We start from the raw sequence: 24131 nt of genomic DNA, 5'->3' as shown, positions 1-24131 counted from the left end.
TATGCGATCAATTCACGCTTACACCGGCTTGCGCCGCCGTCCCCGCCACCATACCAGCAAGGCCAGCAGCACCAGCACGCCGACGATGATGCCCGCGCGGGCCAGGCCGATCAGGTTTGACGGCGCGCCGCCATTGCGCAAGGTCGTCACCTGTTCCGCCGTCACCTTGATGGCGGGATTGCCGTACATCTTCTGCACGTAATTGCCGAGGGTGACGATCTGTTCGTCCGACAGGGTCTGGCGGAAGGCAGGCATCGAATGACCCGCATGGGCACCCCTGCCATCCTGCCGCTCCACGCCATCGAGTATCGCCATCACCAGGTTGTTGCTGTTGCTGCGGCCCGTCACCGAGTTATGGAACAGCGGCGGCAAGCTGCCGTCGAAACTGCCCTCGCCCCTGGCCTGGTGGCAGCTGGCGCACTGCGCATCGTACAGCTGCGCGCCCGACATCTGGTTCAGGTTTTGCGGCAGCGGCACGCCACGGATGGCGTTCAGCTCGTCGCCCGCCTGGCCCCATTGCGTCACCGGTTTCACGTCCGCCTTGTCGCGAATGGCAGGTACGCTCTTGATGTAATGCGCGATGGCGTTCAAGTCCGCGTCGCTCAGATGCTTCAGGCTATGGTCGATGGCTTCGGCCATCGGTCCGGCCGCCTGCGCCTTGTTGGCCGCGCGGCCCGTGCGCAGGTAGCCGGCCAGTTCCTGCTGGCTCCAGCCGCCGACACCGCTGTTGACGTCCGACGTGATGTTCGGCGCATGCCAGGTGCCCAGGTCAGCGCCGCCCAGTTCCTTCGACAGCTGTTCCGCCATCAGCGCATTGCGCGGCGTGTGGCAGGTGCTGCAGTGGGCCAACCCCTGCGCCAGGTAGGCGCCGCGGTTCCACTCCATGCTTTTCGATGTATCTGCCACAAACGGTTTCTTGTCGAGGAAGAGCAGATTCCAGCCCGCCATCGACAGGCGGATATTGAACGGGAATGGCAAATCCGTCTTTTGCGCCGGCGCCGTGTCCACCGCCGTCACGCCATGCATGAAGTAGGCGTACAGGGCGGCCGTGTCGTCATCCGTCACCTTGGCGTAGGCCGTGTAGGGCATGGCCGGGTACAGGCGCGCGCCATCGGCCCGCACGCCATGGCGCACGGCGGCGGAGAACTGCGCCAGCGTGTAGTTGCCGATGCCATGCGTTGTCGACGGCGTGATGTTGGTGGCAACGATGGCGCCCAGCGGCGTCGCCAGCGCCAGGCCGCCCGCCATCGGCTTGCCGCCGGGTACGCTGTGGCAGGCGATACAGTCGCCGGCCGTGGCCAGGTAGCGGCCACGTTCGATCGCCTGCACGTCCGCGCCAGGGGCTTGCGCCGCCAGCACCGGCATGGCCGCGAGGGACAGCAAGGCGGCGCACGCCGCCAGTCGGAAGGCCGCCATCATGCTGTGCCTCCCCGTTGTTCGTCGAGGATATGCTTGACGGTGCGCAGTGCCACGGCCAGGCCGTTTTCCGTCGAATTGCAGGTGCCGGACGTGGGCAGCACGCCGGTGCTGCACAGGAACAGGTTGGCATGGTCGAAGGTGCGGCCCCACTGGTCGCACACGGCCTTGGCGGGATCGGAACCCATCGACAGGGTGCCGCAGATGTGCTGGTTGTTGGCGAACACGCCTTCCTTGCTGTGGCGCAGATTGGTGCCACCCATCAGTTTGGCGATCTGCTCGAAATCCTGCTTCGCGCGCTCGTGGCCACGCTTGGTGTACTCGTCGATCGCATAATGCGCCTGCGGCTTGGGAATGCCCATGGCATCCTTCTCGCTGCTGAGGGCAATGCGGTTTTCCGGGTTCGGCAGCACTTCCAGCACGTTTTTCAAACTCATTTCGCGCGCCGAGCGGAAACGCAGTTGCTGCTCGAATGCCTCGCCAAACACGCCCTTGCCGATCAGTTCCCTGGTGGCCCCGTCGACGCGCGAGATGTTCGTGAAATCCAGGCGGTACGGCGAATGCTGGCTGCGGAAGTCGCCGTCGCGCATGGTGTTGATGGAATTGGGGCTTTGCGGGCCCCGGCCCAGCCACAGGTCTTCATCGGCGTCGAAGGTGATCGAGGTGCTCGGGTGGTCCATCAGGTTGCGGCCCACCATGTCGCTGCTGTTGGCCAGGCCGTTCGGGTATTTGTCCGAGGCGGAAACGAGCAGCAAACGGGGGCTTTCGATGCCGTTGGCGGCCAAAATGAAGGTCTTGGCCGTGACGCGGTGGCTGTTCTTGTCGACGTCGTAGTACAGGGCGGCCGTGATGCGGCCCTGCGCGTCGTGCTCCAGCTTGTAGACGTTGGCATTGCAGACGATCTTCACGCCCGCGTCTTCGGCCTGCTGCGCGGCGATGCCGCCGTGGTATTGCGCGTCGATGGGGCAGATCGGCTGGCAGCTGTTGTTGCCGCAGCAGGCCGGGCGGCCATCGTAGCTGACGCTGTTGCGCGCCACCGTGTTGCCGACCACCTTGAACGACGGGTCGAGGCGTTCGCGGATGCGGCGCATGGCGTACGGCTCCGTCACGGGATCCATCGGGAAGGCCTGCTTGCGCGGCGAACCCGTATTGTCCGCACCCGAGACGCCCATGATCTCTTCCGCTTCCTGGTAGAACGGCTCCAGGTCTGCGTAGCTGATGGGCCAGTCGACGCCCACGCCGTACAGGGTATGAATGCGGAAGTCGTTCGGCACATTGCGCCACGCCTGCGCGGCCCAGTGCCACGAGGTGCCGCCGAACTGGCGGATGTATTCGGCCGGGTACGGATACGGGCCGGCCTGCACCAGGTAGCCGTTATCCTTCGGCTGGTAGATCGGGTGCGGCGCCGTGGCCACCGATGGATACGGCGACATCCAGTCGCTGCGGCGCGTCGTATTGCGGAAGCGGGCGACGATTTCGCCGCGCGACACGCGCGGCCCCGCTTCCAGGATCAGCACCGAGGCGCCGGCCAGCGCCAGCTTGCGCGCGGCCAGCGAGCCGATGATGCCGGAGCCGATCACGAGGTAATCGGCGGAGAGTTCTTCAGCCATGATGGCTCCTTAAATTGGTTTTCTGGCCCAGCTGCCATAGGCGCCGTAGGAATACGTGGGAGGCTTGAGCACGTCGGCCACGACGGCCGCATTCAATGCCTGCTCGTAGGCGACGCAGACGGCCGCCTCGCCCGTGCCGACGATACCCAGGTACCAGGCGCTGGCGATCTGGCGCGGCAAGGCCGCCAGCGGCGACTGGGCCGGGTCGAGTCCGTCTAGCGCTTCCTGCAGGCCGGCCGCCTGCAAGCCCTGCGCATTGATCAGGCCCAGCAGCGCGCGCACATTCACGGGGAAGGCCGCGTCCTGCGCCACCAGCGCGTCATACAGGCGCCTGGCCAGCACGGGGTCGAGCACCTGGCGCCCCACCAGCATGGCCGACACGCCCAGGAATGCGCCCTGCTCCGCACTGGCGACCGGTTCGGCCAGCGCCCAGGGGATCAGCGCCGCGGCCGAAGCCGACAGCATACCGGCCAGCACCATGCGGCGGCCGGGATTCAGAGGGCCGCGGCCCTCCTTATTGTGTGTAGCGTCCAATTGAAGCTCCCGTGAGTTCAGCAACCGTTCAGAAAGAATGCTTGAGACCGACCATCACCACCGTCTGGCCGCCGTTCGACGATGGCGTGCCGTTTTGCGAATCGCCGACCGAGGCGACGGCGTTGACGATGCTGCCGTCCTGGCCCAGGGTCTGGCCGCGCGCCAGCTGGCGCGCTTCGATCAGGTAGATCGCCGTGCGCTTGGACAGCGCGTAATTCTGTTCGAACGACAGCTGGCGGTAGCGCGCGCGGTCCGACACGCCGTTGGCGCGGCTGGCGAAGGTGTCGCTGTAGCCGGCGGACAGGAACCACTGCGGCGTCAGCTGGTAGCTCGAAATCAGGCCGGCCGTGTTGAAGATGGCCGTGTCGCGGAAGGCCGAGCGGCTGCCCGCCTGGTACTGCACGTTGCTGGCATTGGCGCCCACCATCCACTTGCCCATGGTGTAGCGCGCGCTGGCGGCGATGAACGCTATGCTTTCCGCCGAGGCGTAGCCCTGGTTGATGGCGGAGATGCCGAAGCTGCCCGATGCGTTGTCGCTCCAGCCGGCGCCATTCTGTCCATTTTTCAGTTTCAGGTAGCCGAGCGCGAATTCGGCTGGCGAGGTGCTGTACTTGACGGCGGCGCTGAAGCTGCTGCCCGCGGCATTGCCGTCGGCCGCCTCGCCAAAGCCGTATTGCGCGCTGGCCTGCAGGCCGCGCCATGCGGGCATGCTGTAGGTGACGGAATTGCTGATGCGCACGGTCGTATCGAGGCCGTCGATATCGCCCGGGTGGGCGCCGGTCGCGCCCGTCAAGACATTGCTCGACGCCAGGGAACCCACCAGCAGGTAGTACGGCGTGTACTGGCGTCCGGCCGTCACGGTGCCGTAGGCGGTCGATTGCAAGCCCACGTAAGCCTGGCGATTGAACAGGGAGCTGGCCGAACTTTGCGCGCCCGTGTCGCTTTCAAAGCCGTTTTCCAGCAGGAACAGCGCCTTCAGGTCGCCGCCCAGGTCTTCCACGCCCTGGAAACCGATTTTGCTGGCAGACAAGCTGCCGCTGCGCATGTAGGTATTCGAATTGCCGCCCTGGTTGCTCGCGTACGCGGTGGCCGCGTCGACCACGCCATAAATAGTGACGTTGCTTTGGGCGCAAACGTTTGCGCCGATGAGCGTGGAGACGGCCAGCGCCGCAGCGCGCATGCATGTAGTGTTCATTTTTTTCCTGACTTTGCTGTTTTATCTGGCGAAATACGGGCGTGGCGCCCGTTGCCGCCCCATCCATCGATACGGGCGTCCGCTGTTCTTCTTGATTTGGATCAAGTGCGGCAAATTATACGCTTATTTACTCACATGTAAGTGATTGACTGTAAGGCATAGTCTTATAGCAAAACTTTCTTGTGTCTTATAGCAAAATCGGCAGGAGCACGGCCGCATGCCCCGCAACGTGCGGAAATGCGGGGAACAGATATGGGGAAAGCAGCGGCGGCGCGTGTCGGAAAACACGCGCCCGGTGGATAGTCAGGCGGGCAGAAAAACGGGGAAACCGGGAAGGTCAGCGCAGGATGGCGGGCGCCACCGGCAGGGTTTCGAGGGCAATGAAGGCTTCCAGGGTGCGGCGCATGTCTTCGAACACCTGCTTGCCATAGGCCGCTTCCAGGTGGGCATATTGCAGGTCGATGAGTTTACCCATCTGCATCAGCAAACTGGCGCCCGCTTCCGACAGGTGCACCTTGCGGCGGCGCTGGTCGCCTTCGAACTTGCTGCGCCCGATCAGGCCGATTTCTTCCATCCGCGCCAGGATGCCGCTCATGCTGGGACTGGAAATCTGGCAGATCTCGCACAGCTCGCGCGGTTCCAGGGTCGGACTTTCATTCAGCGCGCGCATGATGCGCCACTGCTGCTCCGTCACGCCGAAGTGATTGAGGATGGGGCGGAAATGCTGCAGCAGGCTGTCGCGGACCTTCAGCAGCAGTTGCGGCATGTTCGGATAACGGATCGGTAGCTGCAAGTGGAACTCCTGGGTGGCCGGCACAATGAGCGTCATTATACGACTCGCCCGGGGACAATAGCGGCAAAATTCCCCCTCCATGCCGCTCCGGATGGCGCATGCCGTTCGCCGCTGGCATGCGGCGCGCCATCCCCTGCCATCGCGTCAGCCCCTGGCTTTTCTCTGCTCCGGGATGAAGTGTTCGCGCACGGCCTTGGCCAGCAAGTCCGGCGGCAGCAAGCCCTGCCCCAGCAGGAAATTATTGAATGCCAGGCGGTCGAATCTGTCTCCCAGCGTCAGCTCCGTTTCCGCGCGCAGCTGCAGGATGCGCGTGTAGCCATAGAAATAGCTGCCCGCCTGGCCCGGTGCATTGAAGGTGTAGCGGTCCAGTTCCTGGCGCGCCATCGGTTTCGACAGCATCACTTCTTCCGTCAGGATACGGCCCGCTTCTTCGCGCGTGACTTGCCCCAGGTTCAGCATCGGGTCGAGCATGGCGCGCGCTGCGCGCAGCATACGGAACTGCAGCGCGATGAACTGGCCTTCGGCCGGCTCGTAGGGAATCATCTCCGCTTCCGCGTACAGCGCCCAGCCTTCCACGTTGACGCTGTTGAACGCGTACAGGCTGCGCGCCTGCGACACGCCCCGCTCCACCATGGCGCTGAACTGCAGCTCGTGGCCAGGGCGGCCCTCGTGCGCGCTCAGGGTCCAGGCGGCGCCGGCGAAATTGAAATCGTCATAGGCTTCGCCCTTGCCGCTGGCAGCCGGATTGCTGACGGGGAGGACGAACTGGCCGTGCTCGCCCATATTGCCGATCAGCGGAGGCGGACGCATATGCGGCGCCGGCTGGGCCGCCGATTCGGCCGCGGATGCCAGGCGCATGGTCATGGCGCGCGCAGGAATATCGACCACGCGCTGCCGGGCGATGCGCTGCTCCAGCTGCGTATTGACGCCCTTGTAGTGCGCCTCGAGCTGCTCGTTGGGGATGGAATCGGCCTTCAGCGCGCGCAGCACCTGGCGGTAATCACTGCCGTCGACGCCCTTCAAGGCCAGCTTGGCCGCCACCACGGGCGCCAGCGCCTGCATGGCGGCGCGCGTTTCCAGGTAAGCCACCTGCGCCCGTTCGACCAGCGCGCGCGGTTCGATATCGATGCCCACCTGCTTCAGGCGGAATGCGTACAGCTCGGGCGCCATGCGGAAATCCGTGCGCGACAGGGGCAGCACCACTTGCTTTTCCCACGCCGCGTACTCGTTCAACTGCAGTTCCATGGCCGCCAGCGCAGGCCCGGCGCCAGTGATTTTCATGTCGGCGAACAGCTTGCGGATGCCGGCGATATACGTCGGCACGTTTTCCAGCGACTGCTCCACCTGCAGCCGCACGGGTCCCGCCAGGCCAGGCTGGCCGATTTGCTCCGTGAAGCGCGCCTTGGCCTGCTGCGTGATCGGCGTGCTGCCCGGGAACTGGCCCACATAGCGCTGCAGGCGTTCGAGCGCCTTGGCGCGGCGCGCGGCCGGGCGCTGTTCCTGCAGCAGGCTTTGCATGCTGCCAAAGACCATTTGCGGCACATCGACCCACGGCAATGTGTACTTGGCTTCCAGCTGGGTGTCCGTGATTTCCTGGTCGACAGCGCCGATCAAGATTTCCAGATCCTGGCGAATGCGCTCGTCGCGTTCCAGTTCCAGCTTTTGCTGCAATTGCGCGCGCGCCTTCTGCATGGCCGCCACATGGCGCTCGGTGATGTTCGGCCCCAGGTCGGCGGCCAGGCCGTCGTACTGGGCCAGGCCCGTGTCGGAGGCGTCTTCGGGCGAGAACTGCGCCTGGGCCGACAGCACGATGGCCGCGTTGCGGTTGCTCGCTTCCACCCAGGCCGATGAAGCGCTGGCAGTTGCAGGGGCGGCGGCCATGGCGGGCATGGCAAACGAGATGGAAAGTGCGGCTACCAGCACGGTCTTGGACAATTGCGGAGTGACGGACATCGGGGGATTCCTTCCTGAGGTGAGCGATGAGCGAAGCGGCGAGTATCGGCCAGCCTCGCATGCCTGTCAATTCAGGCCGTTCAGCGCGGGCAGGTTCCACGGCGTGACGATCTGGATCGCGGACAATGGCGGCGCCTGCGCCAATGCCGGCAGCGCGCCTTGCGCCCGCAGGATTTCCTGGCAGGCGCGGCGCATGTCCTGGCCCAGGTCATGGTGCAGCACGGCCTGGATGGCGCCCGACTTGAGCAGCGCCACGTTGTCCGCGTCCAGGTCATGACCGATGAAGACCTGGCAAGGCCGGCCCGCCTGCGCGAATGCCTGCACGATGGCGGCATTGCCGCCGCCGATGGAATACACGGCGGCGATATCCGGATGATCTGCCAGGGCTTGCCGCACCAGCGCGCCCGTGGCGCCATCGATGCCATGGCCTTCGCTCACTTCGACGATGCTCAAATGGCGGTGCCGTTCGCGCAGCGCGCGGCGAAAGCCGATCTCGCGCTCTTCCTCGCCATGAAAGCGGTTGCTGCTCAGGGTCACCAGCACTTGCTGCTGCCGCTTGCCCGCGCCCAGCCACTGGCCGATCAGGCAGGCGGCCGTTTCGCCCGCCGCGCGGTTATCCATGCCCACATAGCTGCGGCGCGCGGAAGCTGGCAAGTCCGTCACCAGGGTTACCACGGGAATGCCGGCCGCCGCCAGCCGGCTCACCGCCTCGGCCACCGGCGGCAAGTCCGGCGCTTTCAGCAGTACGCCGTGGCTGCCGTTCTTGCGGATGCGTTCCAGCAGTTCGACGATGCTATCCACGTCCAGCGTTTCATGCAGGTGAAAGCGGGAACGCAGCACGGCCGGATGCAAGGATGGCAGTTCCGTTTCCAGCGCCACGCGCACGGCGTGCGTAAAGCGCTGCGGCGCCACCATCAGCACGTCGAGCATGAATTTTCTGCCGGCCAGCCCCACCTGCGTGCTTTGCCGCGCCAGCTCATCGAGCGCCTGCATCACGCGGCGCACGGTATTGGCGTGCACGCCGCCGCGCTGCTTGATCACGCGGTCGACCGTAGCCACGCTGACGCCGGCCTGCAACGCCACGACCTTGACGGGAAACGGATGCGTCATGCCATGTCCGATCTAATTGATGGTTTTTTGATGGATTTCTTGATGAAAAATGCGGATTTTCATCCCTATACTGATACTACAACATACAACATCAGGAGACACCGCATGCCCACCACAAACGCCGGCGCAGCACCGCCCAGCCCCTTCTGGCTGTCGCAGCAAGACTGCCGGCTCGATGATTTCATCCGTACCGTCAGCCAACGCACGGCGCTGGCCGACTATCCCCACGCCGCGTCGGTCGATGCGAATATCCTCGTCTACGACTGCGACGCCGTGCGTGCGCTGGCCGCCAGTGCGGCGTCGCTGCGAGCGCTGCAGGCAGAATGGGGCAAGGCGCTGATGGATGGTCCCGGCGTCATCGTGCTCCAACGCGCCGTCGACGACACGGCGACTCTGGAACAGGTCAGCGGCGTGTTTCGCGCGCTGATCGCCGAACAGCATGCCAGCGGCCAGGCAGGCGGCGACCACTTCGCCAAACCGGGCGCGAATGACCGCATCTGGAACGCCCAGCAAAAACTGTGTCTGCGCGCGCCCGAGGCGTTCGCGCGCTACTACGCCAATCCCGTCTTCGCCTGGATATCCGAGGCCTGGCTGGGGCCTGCCTACCAAGTGACGGCGCAAGTGAACGTCGTCAATCCCGGCGGAGCGGCCCAGGCGCCGCACCGCGACTACCACCTGGGCTTCCAGAGCGCGGCCAGCTGCGCCGCCTATCCCGCGCCCGTGCACCAGATGTCGGCCCTCTTGACCTTGCAGGGCGCCGTCGCCCACTGCGACATGCCGCTCGAATCGGGGCCCACCCTGTACCTGCCCTATTCGCAGCGCTACCCGGCCGGCTTTCTCGCCTGGCAGCAGCAGCCTTTCCGCGACTATTTTGCGCGACATTGCGTGCAGCTGCCGCTGTCCCAAGGCGACGCTGTCTTCTTCAACCCCGCCCTGTTTCATGCGGCAGGCCACAACCGCTCGTCCGATATCCGGCGCATGGCCAACCTGCTGCAGGTATCGTCGCCATTCGGGCGCGCCATGGAAGCGCTGGACCGCCGCGCCATGAGCGCAGCGCTATATCCGGCACTGCAGGCGCTGCGCGCGCAGGGTGCCCTGGATGAGCTTGGCGCCAGCCACGCGATCGCCGCCTGCGCCGAGGGCTATGCCTTCCCCAGCAACCTGGACCGCGACCAGCCCATCGGCGGCATGGCGCCGCCCACGCAGCAGCAGCAGCTCATGCACGAAGCGCTGGCGCAGGACTGGCCCGCTGCCCGCTTCCTCGACGCCCTGGACAGCCACGCCTGGCGCCAGCAAGCATGAACCCCACAGCGCGACACAAACGGAGAACCCGCATATGCAAGACATCAACATCGGCCTGATCGGCGCCGGCTACATGGGCAAGGCCCACACCATCGCCTACAAAGCCGTGCGCAGCATTTTTCACACGACACTGAACCCCGTGTGCGCCTGCATCAGCACCAGCAGCGAAGCAGGCGCCGCCCGCAGCGCGCAGGAACTGGGCTGGCAGCGTTCCACGGGCGACTGGCGCGCGCTGGTGGCCGATCCCGCCATCGGCGCCATCATCGTCGCCACGCCGCCGGCCACGCACAAGGAGATCGTGCTGGCGGCCCTGGCCCTGGGCAAACCCGTATTTTGCGAAAAGCCGCTGGGCATGACGGCCGCCGAATCCCTGTTACTGGCGCAGGCGGCGGAAGCAGCGGGCGTGGCCAACATGGTGGGCTATAACTACATCCGCACGCCGGCCAGCCAGCTGGCGCGGCAGATCATCGAATCGGGTGAAATCGGCGAGATCATCCACGTCGCCGCCGAACACGTGGAAGACTACCTGCACGACCCGCGCGCACCCGCCTCGTGGCGCACGCGCGAAGCTACGGCGACCAGGGCCGGCGCGCTGGCCGACGTGGGCTCGCACCTGCTCAACCTGGCCCTGCGCCTGGGCGGCCCCGTCGACTCGCTGGTGGCGGACATGAACACCGTGCACGCGCAGCGGCAAGGGCCCGATGGCATGGAGGCGGTGGAAAATGACGACCAGGGGAATGTGATGCTGCGCTTTGCCAGCGGCGCACTGGGCGCCCTGACCTTCAGCCGCGTGGCGGCCGGGCGCAAGATGGGTTACACCTACCGCATCACGGGGACGAAAGGCGCGATCGCCTTCGACCAGGAAAACCAGAATGAACTATGGCTGTACGACGCCAGCCGCCCCGCGCAGCGCCAGGGTTTCCAGCGCCTGCTGATGGGACCGGCCCACCCCGACTACCTGGCATTCAGCCAGGGCGCCGGGCACGGCACCGGTTACAACGAGCAGATCGTCATTGAAGCGCGCGATTTTCTGCAGGCGATCGCCAGCGGCCAGCCGGTCTGGCCCACCTTCCGCGACGGCTACGAGGTGGACCGGCTGATCGACGCGGCGCTGCGCTCCGTGCAAGAGCGCAGCTGGATTACCCTGCGCTGAACACCTATCAAAACCTACTGCGCGTCGTGATTTACGGCCTCCGATGCTCACTGACTCGGCGTCCCCGTACCTTCGTACAGTTGCGCTTCTCGAACCAACGGGGGCGCCGAGCCTCCCTTCCGCTCGCTACGGTTTTGTTAGGCGTTGTTAGTACGCCAGGCCGTAACCGAACTTGTACAGCGGATGGGCCGTGTCATACGGCACGTCCGATTTCTGCACCTGCACTTCGGCCATCGACGATGGCAGTTCGAACGGTAGCTTGCCTTGCGGCTTGGCCTTGCCCGTCAGGACGTCGAACAGCGCGCCGTCGCTCACGCCAAAGTTGGCGAGGATGGCGCTGGCCTTGTCCTGCACGTTGCCGAGGATGGCCGGGCGGTCCAGATACACGGTGACCACCGTCTTCGGCGCGTACTTCGCCGCGTTCTTGATCGCCTCGTAGTCGGCATCGCCATCGGCGTAGTTCAGGCGCCCCTCGTGCTGCATGCTGCCGAAGATGTAGTTCGGGTGCAGTATCTCGAATGGCGCGGCCACGCGCAGCAGGGCCACGTCCGCTTCCTGGGGCGTGGCGACCACCGTGTAGCCATACTGCTTCGCCACGGCCGCATCGATGCCGTACAGGTAGACCTTCTTGACGCTGGCCGCCAGCGGCAAGACCTTGTCCTTGTTTTCCAGCAGGACCAGCGAGCGGCGCTGGGCATCCAGGCCCGCCTCGATGAAATCCGCCTTGCCCACGGTGGTGGCCGCCGCAGCCGCATCGACGAACGGATGCTCGAACAGGCCCTGCTTGAATTTCTGCACCAGGATGCGGCGCGCCGAGGCGTTGATGCGCGCTTCCGTCAACTGGCCCCGCTGCACGGCTTGCGTCAGGTACGGCGCTTCCGTCACGCCGCCAAACTGGTCCATCCCCGCCGTCACGGCCTTGACATAGCGCTCGGCCTTGGTGGCGTCCTCCATGCCCCACGGCGTACCGAAGCCGATGAAGGACGGCGCCACGCCAGGCGCCGTGCCGTTGCGGCAATTGGCGTCGCAGTCGGACGTGATGCCCCAGTCGGACAGGATCACGCCGTCAAAACCGTATTTGCCGCGCAGCAGATCCGTCAGCATGGTCTTGCTGAAACCGGCCGCCACCTGTTCCAGGGTGATGCCGTCGATGGTGATGTTCCCATCAGGCAGAGCGTAGGTCGGCATGACGGAGGCCGCCTTGGCCGTGAAGGCGCCCTCGAACGGTTTCACGTGGTAGGCGAAGTTGTTGCCCGGGTAGGTCATGTAGCGGCCATAGTAATTGTGGCCGTCGAAGCCCTCTTTCGTGGCGCCGTAGCCGACCCAGTGCTTGACGACGGCCACCACGCTGCCATCGTGCAAGCCCGTGTTCCCATCCTGGAAGCCTTCGATATAGTGCTGCACCATGCGCTTGGCCAGGTCCGCGTCTTCGCCAAAGGTGCCGTTGATGCGCGACCAGCGCGGCTCGGTGGCCAGGTCGGCCTGCGGCGACAGCGCCTGCGTGATGCCGACGGCCAGGTATTCCTGGCGCGCGATATCGCCGAAACGGCGCACCAGCGCATCGTCGCCGATGGCGGCCAGGCCCAGGGTTTCCGGCCACTGCGAGAACCCCTTGGTGCCGGCGCTGGCGCCCACCGTGTACTGGAAATGGTGGCGCGGATCCGTGCTGATGGAGACGGGAATGCCGTGGCGCGACGTTTCGCTCAGGGCCTGCACCTTGTTGTACTGGGTCGCCATGTTGGCCGCGTCGCCCGCCATGCGCGTGATGAAGGTGTTGACGTACTGCTTGACGATCAGGTCCTGCAGGGCCGTCAAGTCGTACGCGCCGCCCTGGCCGATGCCGGTGGGGTCGGCCACGGTGGGCGCCGTGCCGTGCATCATCAGGCCCGCTTTTTCATCAAGGCTCATGCGCGACAGCAGGTCGTCGGCGCGCGCCTCGGCCGACAGGCGCCAGTCTTCGTACGGGTCGATCTTGCCGTTGCGGTTCATGTCCTTGAAGGCATAGCCGTCGATCTTGAGCTGGGCATAGGTGGTGGCGCCGAACACGGGCTGCTTGTATTCCTCGCTGACGGTGTCGTTGCCGCAGGCGGCCAGGGCAAGCGTGGCGACGCAGCCGGCGACCATGCGGGCCATCGGTTTCAAAGTGCAATTCATCATTATCTCCAAGACTGTTTTTGTAGGTATCAAGGCGCGGCAGCAAGGCCGGCCGAAAACAATATAGCGTGAGAATGCGTGAGTTTCTTGACCGCGCAGCACGCGTTTTATACCCGCGAGAACAATTTTTGGTTAGACGGCACGACAACCAACAATCTCCTACAAAGTGCTAATATTTGTGAAAAATTACTACAACAAGCAGGAGACACCCTTGCACAAACCCGATACGCGCACGGTTTCGAACCGGATCGCGCAGCAATGCGCGCGCGCCATGCAGGCCGATGGACACGATCCCGCCGACTTTTTTCAGCAAACGGGCATCACGCCGGCGCAGCTCACGGAACCTGGCGGGCGCATCAACGCCGAGCGGCACCGCCGCATGACGGCCTACGCCCAGCAACTGCCGCAGCACCGGGCCCTTCTCGACCTCGACGTGACGCACTGGTTCGCGCATTACTCCGGCATCGCCCACGTCTGCTTCAACCGCCCCACCCTGCGCAGCGCGCTGCACGAGCTGCTGCACTTGCGGGGCCTGATCGGCGAGTTCGACTTCATGCTGATGAGCGAGAATGGCACGCGCATCGAGATCGAATACCTGTCCGAGTTCTGCCCGGCAGGCGGCGCCATGCAAGCGCTGGCCAATTTCCGCATGCTGTCGCTGGTGGCGCGCGCCTACGACGATGGCGCGCCCACCGCCTTCCATGCCGGCTTCCAGGGCAAGGCGCCGTGGTTCGCGCCGGCCATTTCCGAGTGCTTCGGCGCCGCCGCCACCTTCGGCCAGGCACGCAACACGCTGACGTTTGACGCGCCGGCGCTGGACCGGCCTTTCGCCCAGTTCAACGCCATGCTGGCGCCGCACGCGCTGCGGCACGCGCAGGGGCAATTGCAGCAGCTGCAAGGCGCGCAGCTGTTTTCGGCCCGCGTGGAGCAAGCCATCATCGATTTGCTGGGCCGGCAAGGCGCAGGCGATGCCGACGGCGCCTCGCTGCTGCCGGCCCTGTGCGACGGCCTGGCGATGAACCGCTGGACCTTGCAGCGCCAGTTGCAGCAGGAGCAGACGTCGTTCCGCGCGCTGGAACTGCGCGCCAAGAGCCGCGAATCGCGCCGGCTGCTGCGCGAAACGAGCCTGAGCGTGGTGGAAATCGGCGAGCGCCTGGGCTTTTCCTCGCAAAGCGCGTTCACCCGCTTCTTCAAGAACCAGTTCGAATTGCCGCCGGCGCGCTACCGGCAGGATGCCGCCGGAGCCTAGAGAAAGAGACAAGTGGCAAGCAACAAGAAACAAGCAAACCTGCAAACCTGCAAACCCCGAAACGGCCCAAGTCAGGGAGACAGGCTCCCCGGGCCAAGCGGGCCTGAAAAATGTCGAGGGCAAGGCGCAGCGACGCAGACAGTACGCATGTACGGCAAGGAAGCTGCAACGCCGCCATCGGCATTTTCTCAGGCCCGCGTCTCCGGCCCGCTGCTTCAAGCTCTACACCCTTAGGGCTGCGCCTCCACCTTTACCTGCGGCCGTATTCGGAACCAGATCGCATACATGGCGGGCAGGAACACCAGGGTCAGCACCGTTCCGGCAAACGTACCGCCGATCAGGGTGTAGGCCAAGGTGCCCCAGAAAACCGAATGGGTCAGCGGGATAAACGCCAGGATGGCCGCCAGTGCCGTGAGGATCACGGGACGCGCGCGCTGCACGGTCGCTTCAACCACGGCATCGAACGGCGCCAGGCCGGCCACTTCGTTCTGGTGGATCTGGCCGATCAGGATCAGGGTATTGCGCATCAAAATGCCCGACAGCGCGATCAGGCCGACCAGCGCATTGATGCCGAACGGCTGCTGGAACAGCAGCAAGGTGGGCACCACGCCGATCAGGCCCAGGGGACTGGTGAGGAGCACCATGACCATCGCCGAGATCGAACGCACCTGCAGGATAATCATCAGCAGGGTCAGCGCCAGCATGATGGGAAACAGCGGCAGCATGGCTTGCATTGCCTTGGCCGATTCCTCGATGGACCCGGCCTGCTCGATGCGGTAGCCGGCTGGCAGCTTGTCGATGACGGCTTGCAGCCGGGTCGAAATGGCGCCCGAAACGTCCGGCGGCTGCAGGCCGTCGGCGATGTCGCCGCGCACGGTGATGGTCGGCTGGCGGTCGCGCCGGCGCATCACGGGTTCTTCCGAGCGCACCTCCACTGTCCCCACCTGCGACAGCGCGATGCGTTCGCCATTCGCGCCGGCCAGGGTCAGGTCGGCGATGCGCGCCGGATCCAGCCGCACGTCGCCGGCCGCGCGCGCCACCACCTGCACCGTGCGGATATCTTCGCGCACGGCGGTGACCGGCATGCCGCTGAGCAAGAACTGCAGTTGCTGCGCCACGGCGCCGGACGTCAGGCCCATCGCCTGCAAGCGCTCCTGCTGCAGGCTGAAATACAGGGTCGGCGTGCGCGTGCCCCAGTCGGTATTGACGGTGCGCATCATGGGACTGGCCTGCATCACGCGCTGCACCTCGCCGGCAATGCCGCGCAACACCGCGGGATCGGGGCCGCTGACCCGGTAGGCGACGGGAAATGGCGAATACGGGCCGAACACCAGTTGCGTGACGCGTACCCTGGCCTCGGGCGCCAGCCCGGCGGCCACGGCCACGCGCAGGCGCTGCTTCAGGGCGTCGCGCGCGTGCTGGCTGTCGGTGCGCACGACGATCTTGGCAAACGACGGGTCGGGCAATTCCGGGCCCATCGCCAGGTAAAAGCGCGGCGCGCCCTGGCCGACATAGGCCGTGACGATCTTCGCCTCGGGCTGGCCCGCCAGCCACGCTTCGACCCTGGCCGCCGCGCCGCTGGTCTGCCCGATCGCGCTGCCGTACGGCAGTTGTACTTCGATCAGTACTTCAGGACGGTCCGAGATCGGAAAAAACTGCTTCTTGACGATGGCCATGCCCAGCACGGCCAGCACGAACAGCCCGATCACGGTGCCGAACACCAGCCATTTCCGGGCGATCACGCGCCCCAGCAGCCGGCGAAAGCGGTGGTAGCGCGGCGTGTCATACAGGCCTTCGTGGCCGCCGGCGACCTGTTTGAGCTCGGGCAGCAGCTTCACGCCCAGGTAGGGAGTGAACACCACCGCCACCACCCACGAGGCGATCAGGGCGATGCCGACGATCCAGAACATATTGCTGGTGTATTCACCGGCGCTGGAGCGGGCAAAGCCGTTGGGCATGAAGCCCACGGCCGTGACCAGGGTGCCCGCCAGCATGGGCGCGGCCGTGTGGCTCCAGGCGTAGGCGGAGGCGGCGATGCGGCTGTAGCCCTCTTCCATTTTCACGACCATCATTTCGATGGCGATGATGGCGTCGTCCACCAGCAGGCCGAGGCCCAGGATCAGGGAACCGAGGGTGATGCGGTCAAAGTTCTTGCCGGTCGCCGCCATCACGATGAATACCACCGCCAGGGTCAGCGGCACGGCGGCGGCCACCACGATGCCGACCCGCCAGCCCATGCTGATAAAGCACACCAGCATCACCACCAGCAGCGCGGCGAGGAACTTGAGCATGAATTCGTCGACCGCCGCGCCGATATTGACGGCCTGGTCGGTGACCTTGGCCAGGCTCATGCCCAGCGGCATGGCGGCGCCGATGGCCGTCACTTCCCCTTCCAGCGCCTTGCCCAGGTCCAGCCCGTTCCAGCCGTCGCGCATGACCACGCCCAGCAGCAGCGCCGGCTCGCCGCCATTGCGCACCATGAAGCTGGCCGGATCTTCCTGGCCACGGCGCACGGTGGCGATATCGGACAGGGTCAAGGTGCGCCCCTGCGCCACCACGGGCGTATCGCGGATCTTTTGCAGCGCATCGAGCGCGCCCTCGAGGCGGATGAATACCTGCGGCCCGCGCGTTTCCACCGAGCCGGCCGGGCTCAAGGCATTCTGGCCGTTCAGCGCGGCGAACACGTCTTGCGCCCGCACGCCCAGGGTGGCCAGGCGCTCCTGGGAAAACTCCACGTAGATGCGTTCAGCCTGTTCGCCGATGATATTGACCTTTTTGACGCCAGGCACATGCAGCAGCCGCTGGCGCAAGGTTTCCGCCTCGCGCACCAGCAGGCGCTGCGGCTCGCCTTTGGCTTTCAGTGCATACAGGGCAAAGGTGACGTCGGCGTATTCGTCATTGATCATGGGACCGATCACGCCGGCCGGCAAATTGGCCGCCTCGTCGCCGGCCTTCTTGCGCGCCTGGTAAAACTCGGCCTGCACCTGCTCTGGCGGCGTGCCGTCGAGCAGGGTCAGTGTCGTGAAGGCCAGGCCTGGCGTGGTGTAGGTCTCGGCCCGGTCATACCAGCGCAGCTCCTGCAGGCGCTTTTCGATCTTGTCGGCCACCTGGTCCTGCATTTCGCGCGCGCTGGCGCCTGGCCAGGCGGTGACGATGGTCATCACCTTGACCGTGAAGGCCGGGTCTTCCGCGCGCCCCAGCTTGAAGAACGACAGCAGGCCGGCCAGCGAAATGAGGCAAATCAGGAACAGGGTGACGGAACGCTCGCGCACGGCCAGCGACGACAGGTTGAAGCCGGCCGCGCTCATGGACGCGCTCCGGCGCCAGCGGCCATTGGCGCCTGCTCGACCCTGACCGGTTCGCCCTGATGCAGCAGATGGGCGCCCAGCGCGACGATGCGCTCGCCCGCCTTCAGGCCACTGACGTCAGCGCCGTCATCGTGCAGCCCCTGCACCTTCACGGGCCGCCAGGTGACTTGGGCCGGCACACCGCCGATGACCCACACGCCCTGCCCCTTGCCCCCATCGTACAGGGCCGCCAGCGGCACTTGCACGGTGCCGCCGGCCGTTTGCGCACCGGGCAGGCGCAAGGTGACGGTGGCACCCAGCGGCGCGCTTGACAGCGCCGCATCGAGCACATAGCGCGCCTCGAAGGTCCGCGTTTGCCGGTCCGCCGTCTGCGACAGCTGGCGCAAGGTGGCCGGCACGCTGGCGCCCGGCCGGCCGAACAAGGTAGCCTGGCCGGTGGAGCCGAGCGCGGGGCGCACGGTTTCCGGCAGCTGGATCGCCGCTTCGCGCCGGCCGTCATGGGCCAGGCGCACCACCACCTGCCCGGCCGCCACCACCTGGCCCGGTTCGGCCAGGGTATCCATCACGACGCCGTCGGCGTCGGCCAGCAGCACCGCATAATGCAGCGCATTGCGCGCCACCCCGGCCTGGGCTTCGGACGCCTTGAGCTGGGCGCCGGCCGCGTCAGCCGCCGCCCTCACCTGGTCGTAATTTGATGCCGAAATGGCGCCGGTACCGCGCAAGTCGCGGTAGCGCGCTTCTTCGTCCGCCGCCTGGCGCGCGCGGGCGCGGTCGGCCATGACGGACTCCTGCCGCGCCTGCGCCAGCAGCTGCAAGTCGTCGGCGTCGAGGCGCATCAACGGCTGGCCGCGGCGCACGGACTGGCCGGCGTCGACCAGCCGTTCGCGCACCTTGCCGGAAACGCGAAAACCGAGATCGCTCTGCACGCGCGGCGCGACCACGCCCGTAAAGCTGCGCGCGCCCGGTTCGGCGCCCTGCACCGCGACGGCGCGCACCAGCGGCGTAGCGGTGCGCGGATCGGCCTGCGCCTTGTCGGCACAGGCGCTCAAAGCCAGGGGCAAGGTGGAGATGACTACAGATGAAGCGAGGCGGCGCCAGCGCATAAGAATCCCATGAACGAGTGATCAGGGTTCTCATTCTGGTACCAGTGACCAAATAAGTCAATGGTCACAATCTGGCTGAGAGGTTATGGCGACAGGCTGCGCAACACCAGGCTGGACAGTTGCACCACCGCCGTTTCGCTGCTGTCTACGCTGTGTTGCAACAGCAAGGGATTGACGTAGGGGCGCATCACCAGATAGATCGCGCTGGCCGTCTCGTCGAGCGGCGTCTTGCGTTCGAAGTCGCCTGTCTTGCGCCCTTGCTGCAAGATATCCTGCAGCAAGGCGCCCATCGCCAGCTCGTAGGCCTGCACGGCTGGCCAGCGCTCGGTGGCGGCCGAGGCGGCGATATCGTACAGCTTGCGGTCCTGGAAAAACAGCCGCAAGCTGGCCTCGACGCTGGCCCTGAACATGCGCCGCAGCTGCTCTGGCGGCCGCTCGGCCGCCGCGACCGCGCTTCTTACCTCGGTTTCGATCTGGCGCAGGCAGCTGGCGCAGATATGCTCGCCGATGGCCTGCTTGGATTCGAAAAACTTATAGATATAGGCCTTGGAAAAGCCGATCGCCCTGGCCAGGTCGGAGACAGTCGTCTTTTCATAGCCGTAGCGGCTGAAGTAGTCAGTGGCAGCGGCAACGATCTGGTCGCGCACGTCGTGGCCGGCGGGGCCGCGCGCAGGGCTTGGTGTATCGGGTGTAGTGGAATTCATGGCGACAGCTTAACGCGCCGCGCCGGAATGCACAATAAGTGACCAATGTGTATTATAGTCACACATTATTCTCTTTTGAACTGGAAGACCCCATGTCACTGCCGCGCCTGCGCCTCCCCTTTCTGCTGTTCGCCGCCAGCCTGGCCGCTGGCTGCACCGCCGGTGCCGATTACCGCCGGCCCGAGCTACCGCATGCGGCGCAGTATCCGCACCGGGCGGCGCTCGGCGCGCGCGCGGGTGCCAACACTGCCAACACTGCCGACGCCGCCGAATTGCGGCAGTGGTGGACGGCCTTCGGCGATCCGCGCCTGACCCATCTGGTGACGGTGGCGCTGGCACAAAACCTCGACCTGGCGCAAGCGCAGGCCAGGGTCAGGCAAGCGCGCGCCGCCACCGGTGCGGCCGACGCAGCGCTGCTGCCGTCGGCCAGCCTTGGCGGCCAGGCGGCGCGCGCCTACCAATCGGTGCAGACGCCGCTGGGCCAGGTCCTGGACGCGACGCCAGGCCATGATCGCGCCGGCAGCGCGCGCGAATTGAACCTGCAGGCGTCGTGGGAGCTCGACCTGTTCGGCGGCCTGCGCCGCGAACGCGAAGCGGCGCGCGCCGATTACGAAGCCAGCGAGGCGGGATGGGCTGCCACGCGGCTGGCCGTGGCGGCGCAAACGGCCGACCTGTACCTGTCCATCCAGGGATTGCAGGCGCGGCTCGACCTGGCGCGCCGGCAGGTCGACACGGAGGCGGCGCTGCTGGAGCTCGCCACGCTGCTATATGACAAGGGATTGCTGAACGAGCAGGCGCTACGGCAGGCCGAAGCGTCGCTGGCGCAAGCGCGCGCCGTCGTGCCCGGCCTGGACACGGCGCGCGAGGTGGCGCTGCATGCGCTCGATGTGATGCTGGGCGCCGCACCCGGCACCTACGGCGATGAAATGGCCGCGGCAGGGGTAATGGCGCGCGCGCCGCGCATCACGGCCGATGGGGCGCCGGGCGAACTGCTGCGGCGCCGGCCCGACCTGATCGCCGCCGAACGGCGACTGGCCGCGGCCAGCGCACGCACCGGCGCGGCCGTCGCCGAGTATTACCCGAAACTGAGCCTGGGTGCCCTGTTTGGCAGCGCCACGTCCGGCGGCGCCCTGTTCGGCAGCGGCTCCGGCCAGGCCGCTGGCATGCTGGGCCTGCGCTGGCGCCTGTTCGATTTCGGCCGCATCGATGCGCAGATCGAGGCTTCCCGTGGCCGGGAAGCCGAGCTGCTGGCGGCCTACCGGCTCGCTGCGCTGCATGCCGCCGAAGACGTGGAAAACGCCTGCTCGGCCCTGCTGCGCCACGAAGAACAGGCCGCACTGCTGGCGCAAAGCGTGCAAGCGTTTGAGCGCGCCCGCGCCGCCGCGCTGGCTGCCTACGAAAAAGGCGTGGTCAGCCGGCTCGATGTGTTGCAGGCCGACACCAGGCTGCTGCGCGCAGCGGACGCACGCGCGCAGGCGCAAACGGCATCGGCGCGCGCTGCTGTCGCCACTTACCGGGCGCTGGGCGGCGGCTGGCAGGCACCACAAGCCGAAACAGAAGCGATGGCAGCCAGGTAACTCATCGAGCTGGCTTAATCGTCGGCTGGCAACTGCTTCGCTGCCTTGGCATCAAACGCCAGCCGCGCCGCATCGATGGCGTCGCGGTGGCCATGGGCCCAGGCGCCCAGTGCGCTGATGGGGATCAGCAGCGAGCGGCCCAGGTCCGTCAAGGCGTAGTCGACGCGCGGCGGCACGGTGGGGAACACGGTGCGCGTCACCAGGCCGTCGCGCTCGAGCCCGCGCAGGGTCAGGGTCAGCATGCGCTGGGAGATGCCGCCGATCAGGCGGCGCATCTCGTTGAAGCGCTTGGTGCCATTGCCGAGCAATATCACCACCATCACGCTCCATTTGTCGCCCACGCGCGTGAGGATGTCCGTGATCGGGCGGCAGGAAGCAGCCACGCCCGCATGGCCGCCTTCGTCGCGCATGCGCCGTTCCAGCTCCGCCCCTTGCGCGGCGGCGTCGCCAATAGTCACATCCGTGTGCCCCAGTGTGGAAAAAGTGCCTTCTTGTGCGTTCATTTGATAGTCACTATATTTAACTCGGTTACAAAAACATACCACCCGATCATACCACCCAAGAAGGCCCACATGAACATCCTGCACATCGATTCGAGCATCCTCGGCGAGCATTCCATCAGCCGCCAATTGTCCGCCGCCATCGTCGCCCGCCTGCAAGCGGCCGCGCCTGGCGCCACCGCCCAGTACCGCGACCTGGCCGCGCAACCGTTGCCGCAATTTACGGCAGCCCCCAGCGCCGCCGACGGCGCAGTGCTGGCCGGCGCGCTGGAGCAGGTGCTGGCCGCCGACATCATCGTCATCGGCGCGCCCATGTACAACTTTGCCATCCCCAGCCAGCTCAAGTCGTGGCTCGATGCGCTGGCCGTGCCAGGCAAGACGTTCCAGTATGGCGCCAACGGCCCCGAAGGTTTGTTGGGCAGCAAGCGCGTGATCATCGCCTCGACGCGCGGCGGCTATTACGGCGCCGACACGCCGATGGCGGCCCTGGAACACCAGGAAAGCCATCTGCGCGCCTTCCTCGGCTTCCTCGGCATCACGCAGATCGAGATCGTGCGCGCCGAAGGCGTCAAGGTCAGCGACGCAGCCCGGGCGCAGGCGTTGACGGGCGCGTTCGAGCAGATCGGCGCACTGCAAGCGGCCTAAGGAGTGCCAGCTGCGCCGCAAGCCGTTGCGGCGCAGCCCCATGGTGGCCGGCCGGCAAGGAAGCGCCAGATGCGCTAAGCTGCTGGAACCCCAACCACAAGGAACACCATGACCCTGATCGTCGTCGCCACCATCGATGCCCAAGCCGACCATATCGACGCCGTGCGCGCCGCCCTGGAAGCCGTCGTGCCGCCCAGCCGCGCGGAAAGCGGCTGCCTGCGCTACGAACTGCACCTCGACAACAAGATTCCCACGCGCTTCATCATGCTGGAAGAATGGGCCGACAAGGCGGCCCTGACGGCGCACTATGCGACACCCCACTTTCTGACCCTGGTGGCCGCCACTGAGGGCAAGGCCGTCAAGATCGACGTGGCGGAATTGAGCAAGCTGAAGTAAGGCCGGCGCGCTGCGCTAGCGCGTGGCCAGATTGAAAAGTTGCCATCTATAATATGGCAACTTTTCTTTATGGCCATCATGACACCATTTACCAAGATACGCGGCGCCGCAGCGGCAGCCGCCTTGACGCTCTGCATCAGCGCCTCGGCGCAATCTCCCCTCCCCCTGGCCAAGCTGGTGGGCGAATACAATCTTGCCTCGTCGGCGACCGTGCCGGCCAGCACCTGGGGCTATTCCAAAGGACGCATTTCGGTCAAGCAACTCGATGACCGGCATCTGCTGATCGCCCTGTCCTGCGAATGGAAACGCGAGCCGAAGGCCGTCTGCGGCGACTATTTTTATGCCCAGCAGCGCGACGACGGCCTGTACCTGCAAGACATGAATACCTTCGCCATGCGCCTGTACTTCGACCCGGCCTCGCGCAAGCTCACCATCATTTCGCGCGGCGCCGATGCCAAGCAAAGCGTGCGGCATGACGTCTTCGCCGCCACCACGGCGCCCCTCACGGACCCCGCTTTGGTGCGACGCATGAAACGCGAGCTGTCGAATGCCGACAGCAAGGAAAACCGGCGCGTGTTCGGACCCTACACCAAGTGGGACTATCAGGAAAACCGCATCGAATTCCAGCGCCAGGACTTGACGACGCCGTGATGTCGCGCCTGATCCAGCCCCTGCGGCGCCAGCTGCTGCGCCTCGCCGGCGCCCTGCTATGCTCGCCCATGCTCGCGCGCGCAGCCGACGGCGGCGGCCTGCCCCGCGCCGTGCGCCAGCGCATCCTGGCCACCCTCGACGCTCCGCTGCCCAAGGTGCTCAATGTGCACCACCTGGCGTTGATACGGCGTTTCAACATCGGCTGGTCGCCCGTGGAAAGCGGCGCGCCCATGCTCAACCCGGCCTACCCGCTGGGAAAAGGAGACACCCTGGAACTGGCCATGCAAGCCATCGCCAGCAAGGATGCGGCGCTGGCTGCGCAGCGCCTGATGGAAGCGGCACTGCTGCTGCCCCACTTCGTGCAGATGGCCAGGCTGAAGCCGGGCAGCTATGCCAACGGCAAGGCGCCGTTCACGTTTACCACCCGGCACCTGCAACTGCTGCGCCAGCAGTCGTGGTTGCCGCTGGAAATGCTGGGCATGGCGGCGGAAGACTACCTTGCCGAAGGCTGTTGGCCCACCCCGTCCGTCGACGGCAAGCGCCCCTACGGAGACTTCACGAATTACCCGGTGGAAATGGCGCAGGCACTGGGCCTGCCCGTGCACCGCCAGGCCGACGGCAGCCTCGTCATCCGGCCCGCGCTGCAAGCGGAACTGGAAGCGCTGCACCAGCAGACCATGCCTGCGCTGCAAGTGTTCGTGCGGGAAGCGGGCTTGAGGCGCAATACGCTGTAGACCGGCCATTCCCGCCATGACACTCACGCATGGTCATGCCGCGG

20 protein-coding genes are annotated in these 24131 nt (G+C 66.0%); 8 read left to right on the top strand and 12 right to left on the bottom strand.

The window, feature by feature from the left end:
* Nucleotides 1–18 precede the first annotated feature (18 nt).
* From IGS58_RS11420 to IGS58_RS11390, 7 genes are all read right to left on the bottom strand, one after another.
* Nucleotides 19–1419 (bottom strand): cytochrome c, encoded by a 1401-nt coding sequence (locus tag IGS58_RS11420; protein ID WP_230521421.1) that lies wholly within the window; start codon nucleotides 1417–1419, stop codon nucleotides 19–21.
* Nucleotides 1416–3026 (bottom strand): GMC family oxidoreductase, encoded by a 1611-nt coding sequence (locus IGS58_RS11415; RefSeq protein ID WP_230521420.1) that lies wholly within the window; start codon nucleotides 3024–3026, stop codon nucleotides 1416–1418. The genes IGS58_RS11420 and IGS58_RS11415 overlap by 4 nt, the downstream gene beginning before the upstream one ends.
* A gap of 9 nt (nucleotides 3027–3035) precedes the next feature.
* A complete protein-coding gene (locus IGS58_RS11410) occupies nucleotides 3036–3560 on the bottom strand; it encodes a sorbitol dehydrogenase family protein (RefSeq protein ID WP_230521419.1) in 525 nt (174 codons plus the stop codon).
* 28 nt (nucleotides 3561–3588) lie between these two features.
* The gene (locus IGS58_RS11405; protein WP_230521418.1) at nucleotides 3589–4755 is read right to left on the bottom strand and encodes a porin; all 1167 of its coding nucleotides are present in this window, start codon (nucleotides 4753–4755) and stop codon (nucleotides 3589–3591) included.
* Between the two features lie 337 nt (nucleotides 4756–5092).
* Entirely contained in the window at nucleotides 5093–5584 is a 492-nt protein-coding gene (gene hpaR / locus IGS58_RS11400; RefSeq protein ID WP_230521417.1) for a homoprotocatechuate degradation operon regulator HpaR, read from the bottom strand.
* A 108-nt stretch (nucleotides 5585–5692) separates the two neighbouring features.
* On the bottom strand, nucleotides 5693–7501 hold the full coding sequence (locus tag IGS58_RS11395; protein ID WP_230521416.1) for a DUF885 domain-containing protein: 1809 nt from the start codon (nucleotides 7499–7501) through the stop codon (nucleotides 5693–5695).
* A 66-nt stretch (nucleotides 7502–7567) separates the two neighbouring features.
* Nucleotides 7568–8611 carry a LacI family DNA-binding transcriptional regulator gene (locus IGS58_RS11390; protein WP_230521415.1) on the bottom strand — a complete coding sequence of 348 codons (1044 nt, stop codon included), beginning with the start codon at nucleotides 8609–8611 and terminating at the stop codon, nucleotides 7568–7570.
* A gap of 105 nt (nucleotides 8612–8716) precedes the next feature.
* Here IGS58_RS11390 and IGS58_RS11385 point away from each other — a divergent pair, with 105 nt between their 5' ends.
* Together IGS58_RS11385 and IGS58_RS11380 are read left to right on the top strand one after the other, a co-directional pair.
* A complete protein-coding gene (locus IGS58_RS11385; RefSeq protein WP_230521414.1) occupies nucleotides 8717–9913 on the top strand; it encodes a phytanoyl-CoA dioxygenase family protein in 1197 nt (398 codons plus the stop codon).
* Between the two features lie 34 nt (nucleotides 9914–9947).
* The gene (locus IGS58_RS11380; protein WP_230521413.1) at nucleotides 9948–11066 is read left to right on the top strand and encodes a Gfo/Idh/MocA family protein; all 1119 of its coding nucleotides are present in this window, start codon (nucleotides 9948–9950) and stop codon (nucleotides 11064–11066) included.
* A gap of 147 nt (nucleotides 11067–11213) precedes the next feature.
* Here IGS58_RS11380 and IGS58_RS11375 read toward each other — a convergent pair whose 3' ends face one another.
* Nucleotides 11214–13223, bottom strand: coding sequence for a glycoside hydrolase family 3 protein (locus IGS58_RS11375; protein WP_230521412.1), 2010 nt, complete (start codon nucleotides 13221–13223; stop codon nucleotides 11214–11216).
* Nucleotides 13224–13431: 208 nt separating this feature from the next.
* Here IGS58_RS11375 and IGS58_RS11370 point away from each other — a divergent pair, with 208 nt between their 5' ends.
* Complete coding sequence (locus IGS58_RS11370) at nucleotides 13432–14469, top strand: helix-turn-helix transcriptional regulator (protein WP_230521411.1); 1038 nt, start codon at nucleotides 13432–13434, stop codon at nucleotides 14467–14469.
* Nucleotides 14470–14699: 230 nt separating this feature from the next.
* Here IGS58_RS11370 and IGS58_RS11365 read toward each other — a convergent pair whose 3' ends face one another.
* From IGS58_RS11365 to IGS58_RS11355, 3 genes are all read right to left on the bottom strand, one after another.
* Nucleotides 14700–17777: an efflux RND transporter permease subunit gene (locus IGS58_RS11365; RefSeq protein ID WP_230521410.1), complete on the bottom strand. Its 3078-nt coding sequence runs from the start codon at nucleotides 17775–17777 to the stop codon at nucleotides 14700–14702.
* Nucleotides 17774–18880 (bottom strand): efflux RND transporter periplasmic adaptor subunit, encoded by a 1107-nt coding sequence (locus IGS58_RS11360; protein ID WP_070256956.1) that lies wholly within the window; start codon nucleotides 18878–18880, stop codon nucleotides 17774–17776. The genes IGS58_RS11365 and IGS58_RS11360 overlap by 4 nt, the downstream gene beginning before the upstream one ends.
* Before the next feature lie 83 nt (nucleotides 18881–18963).
* Nucleotides 18964–19584 carry a TetR/AcrR family transcriptional regulator gene (locus IGS58_RS11355; protein ID WP_099387951.1) on the bottom strand — a complete coding sequence of 207 codons (621 nt, stop codon included), beginning with the start codon at nucleotides 19582–19584 and terminating at the stop codon, nucleotides 18964–18966.
* A 92-nt stretch (nucleotides 19585–19676) separates the two neighbouring features.
* Between IGS58_RS11355 and IGS58_RS11350 the strand changes: the two genes are divergently transcribed.
* On the top strand, nucleotides 19677–21161 hold the full coding sequence (locus tag IGS58_RS11350; protein WP_230521409.1) for an efflux transporter outer membrane subunit: 1485 nt from the start codon (nucleotides 19677–19679) through the stop codon (nucleotides 21159–21161).
* Nucleotides 21162–21175: 14 nt separating this feature from the next.
* Here the strand turns inward: IGS58_RS11350 and IGS58_RS11345 are convergent, their stop codons facing one another.
* The gene (locus tag IGS58_RS11345) at nucleotides 21176–21571 is read right to left on the bottom strand and encodes a winged helix-turn-helix transcriptional regulator (RefSeq protein WP_070280625.1); all 396 of its coding nucleotides are present in this window, start codon (nucleotides 21569–21571) and stop codon (nucleotides 21176–21178) included.
* A 162-nt stretch (nucleotides 21572–21733) separates the two neighbouring features.
* On the opposite strand from IGS58_RS11345, the gene IGS58_RS11340 reads away from it, so the two are divergent.
* From IGS58_RS11340 to IGS58_RS11325, 4 genes are all read left to right on the top strand, one after another.
* A complete protein-coding gene (locus IGS58_RS11340) occupies nucleotides 21734–22306 on the top strand; it encodes an FMN-dependent NADH-azoreductase (protein ID WP_230521408.1) in 573 nt (190 codons plus the stop codon).
* A 108-nt stretch (nucleotides 22307–22414) separates the two neighbouring features.
* Nucleotides 22415–22702: a putative quinol monooxygenase gene (locus tag IGS58_RS11335; RefSeq protein ID WP_070256952.1), complete on the top strand. Its 288-nt coding sequence runs from the start codon at nucleotides 22415–22417 to the stop codon at nucleotides 22700–22702.
* Nucleotides 22703–22780: 78 nt separating this feature from the next.
* Nucleotides 22781–23353 carry a hypothetical protein gene (locus tag IGS58_RS11330; protein ID WP_176384147.1) on the top strand — a complete coding sequence of 191 codons (573 nt, stop codon included), beginning with the start codon at nucleotides 22781–22783 and terminating at the stop codon, nucleotides 23351–23353.
* Complete coding sequence (locus tag IGS58_RS11325) at nucleotides 23353–24087, top strand: hypothetical protein (RefSeq protein ID WP_230521407.1); 735 nt, start codon at nucleotides 23353–23355, stop codon at nucleotides 24085–24087. Before IGS58_RS11330 ends, IGS58_RS11325 begins: the two co-directional genes overlap by 1 nt.
* Nucleotides 24088–24131 lie beyond the last annotated feature (44 nt).

Origin of the sequence: Janthinobacterium sp. EB271-G4-7A (assembly GCF_020858075.1) — a bacterium.
GTDB classification, from domain to species: domain Bacteria; phylum Pseudomonadota; class Gammaproteobacteria; order Burkholderiales; family Burkholderiaceae_D; genus Janthinobacterium; species Janthinobacterium lividum.
This window is presented reverse-complemented; position numbering and strand designations above follow the sequence as displayed.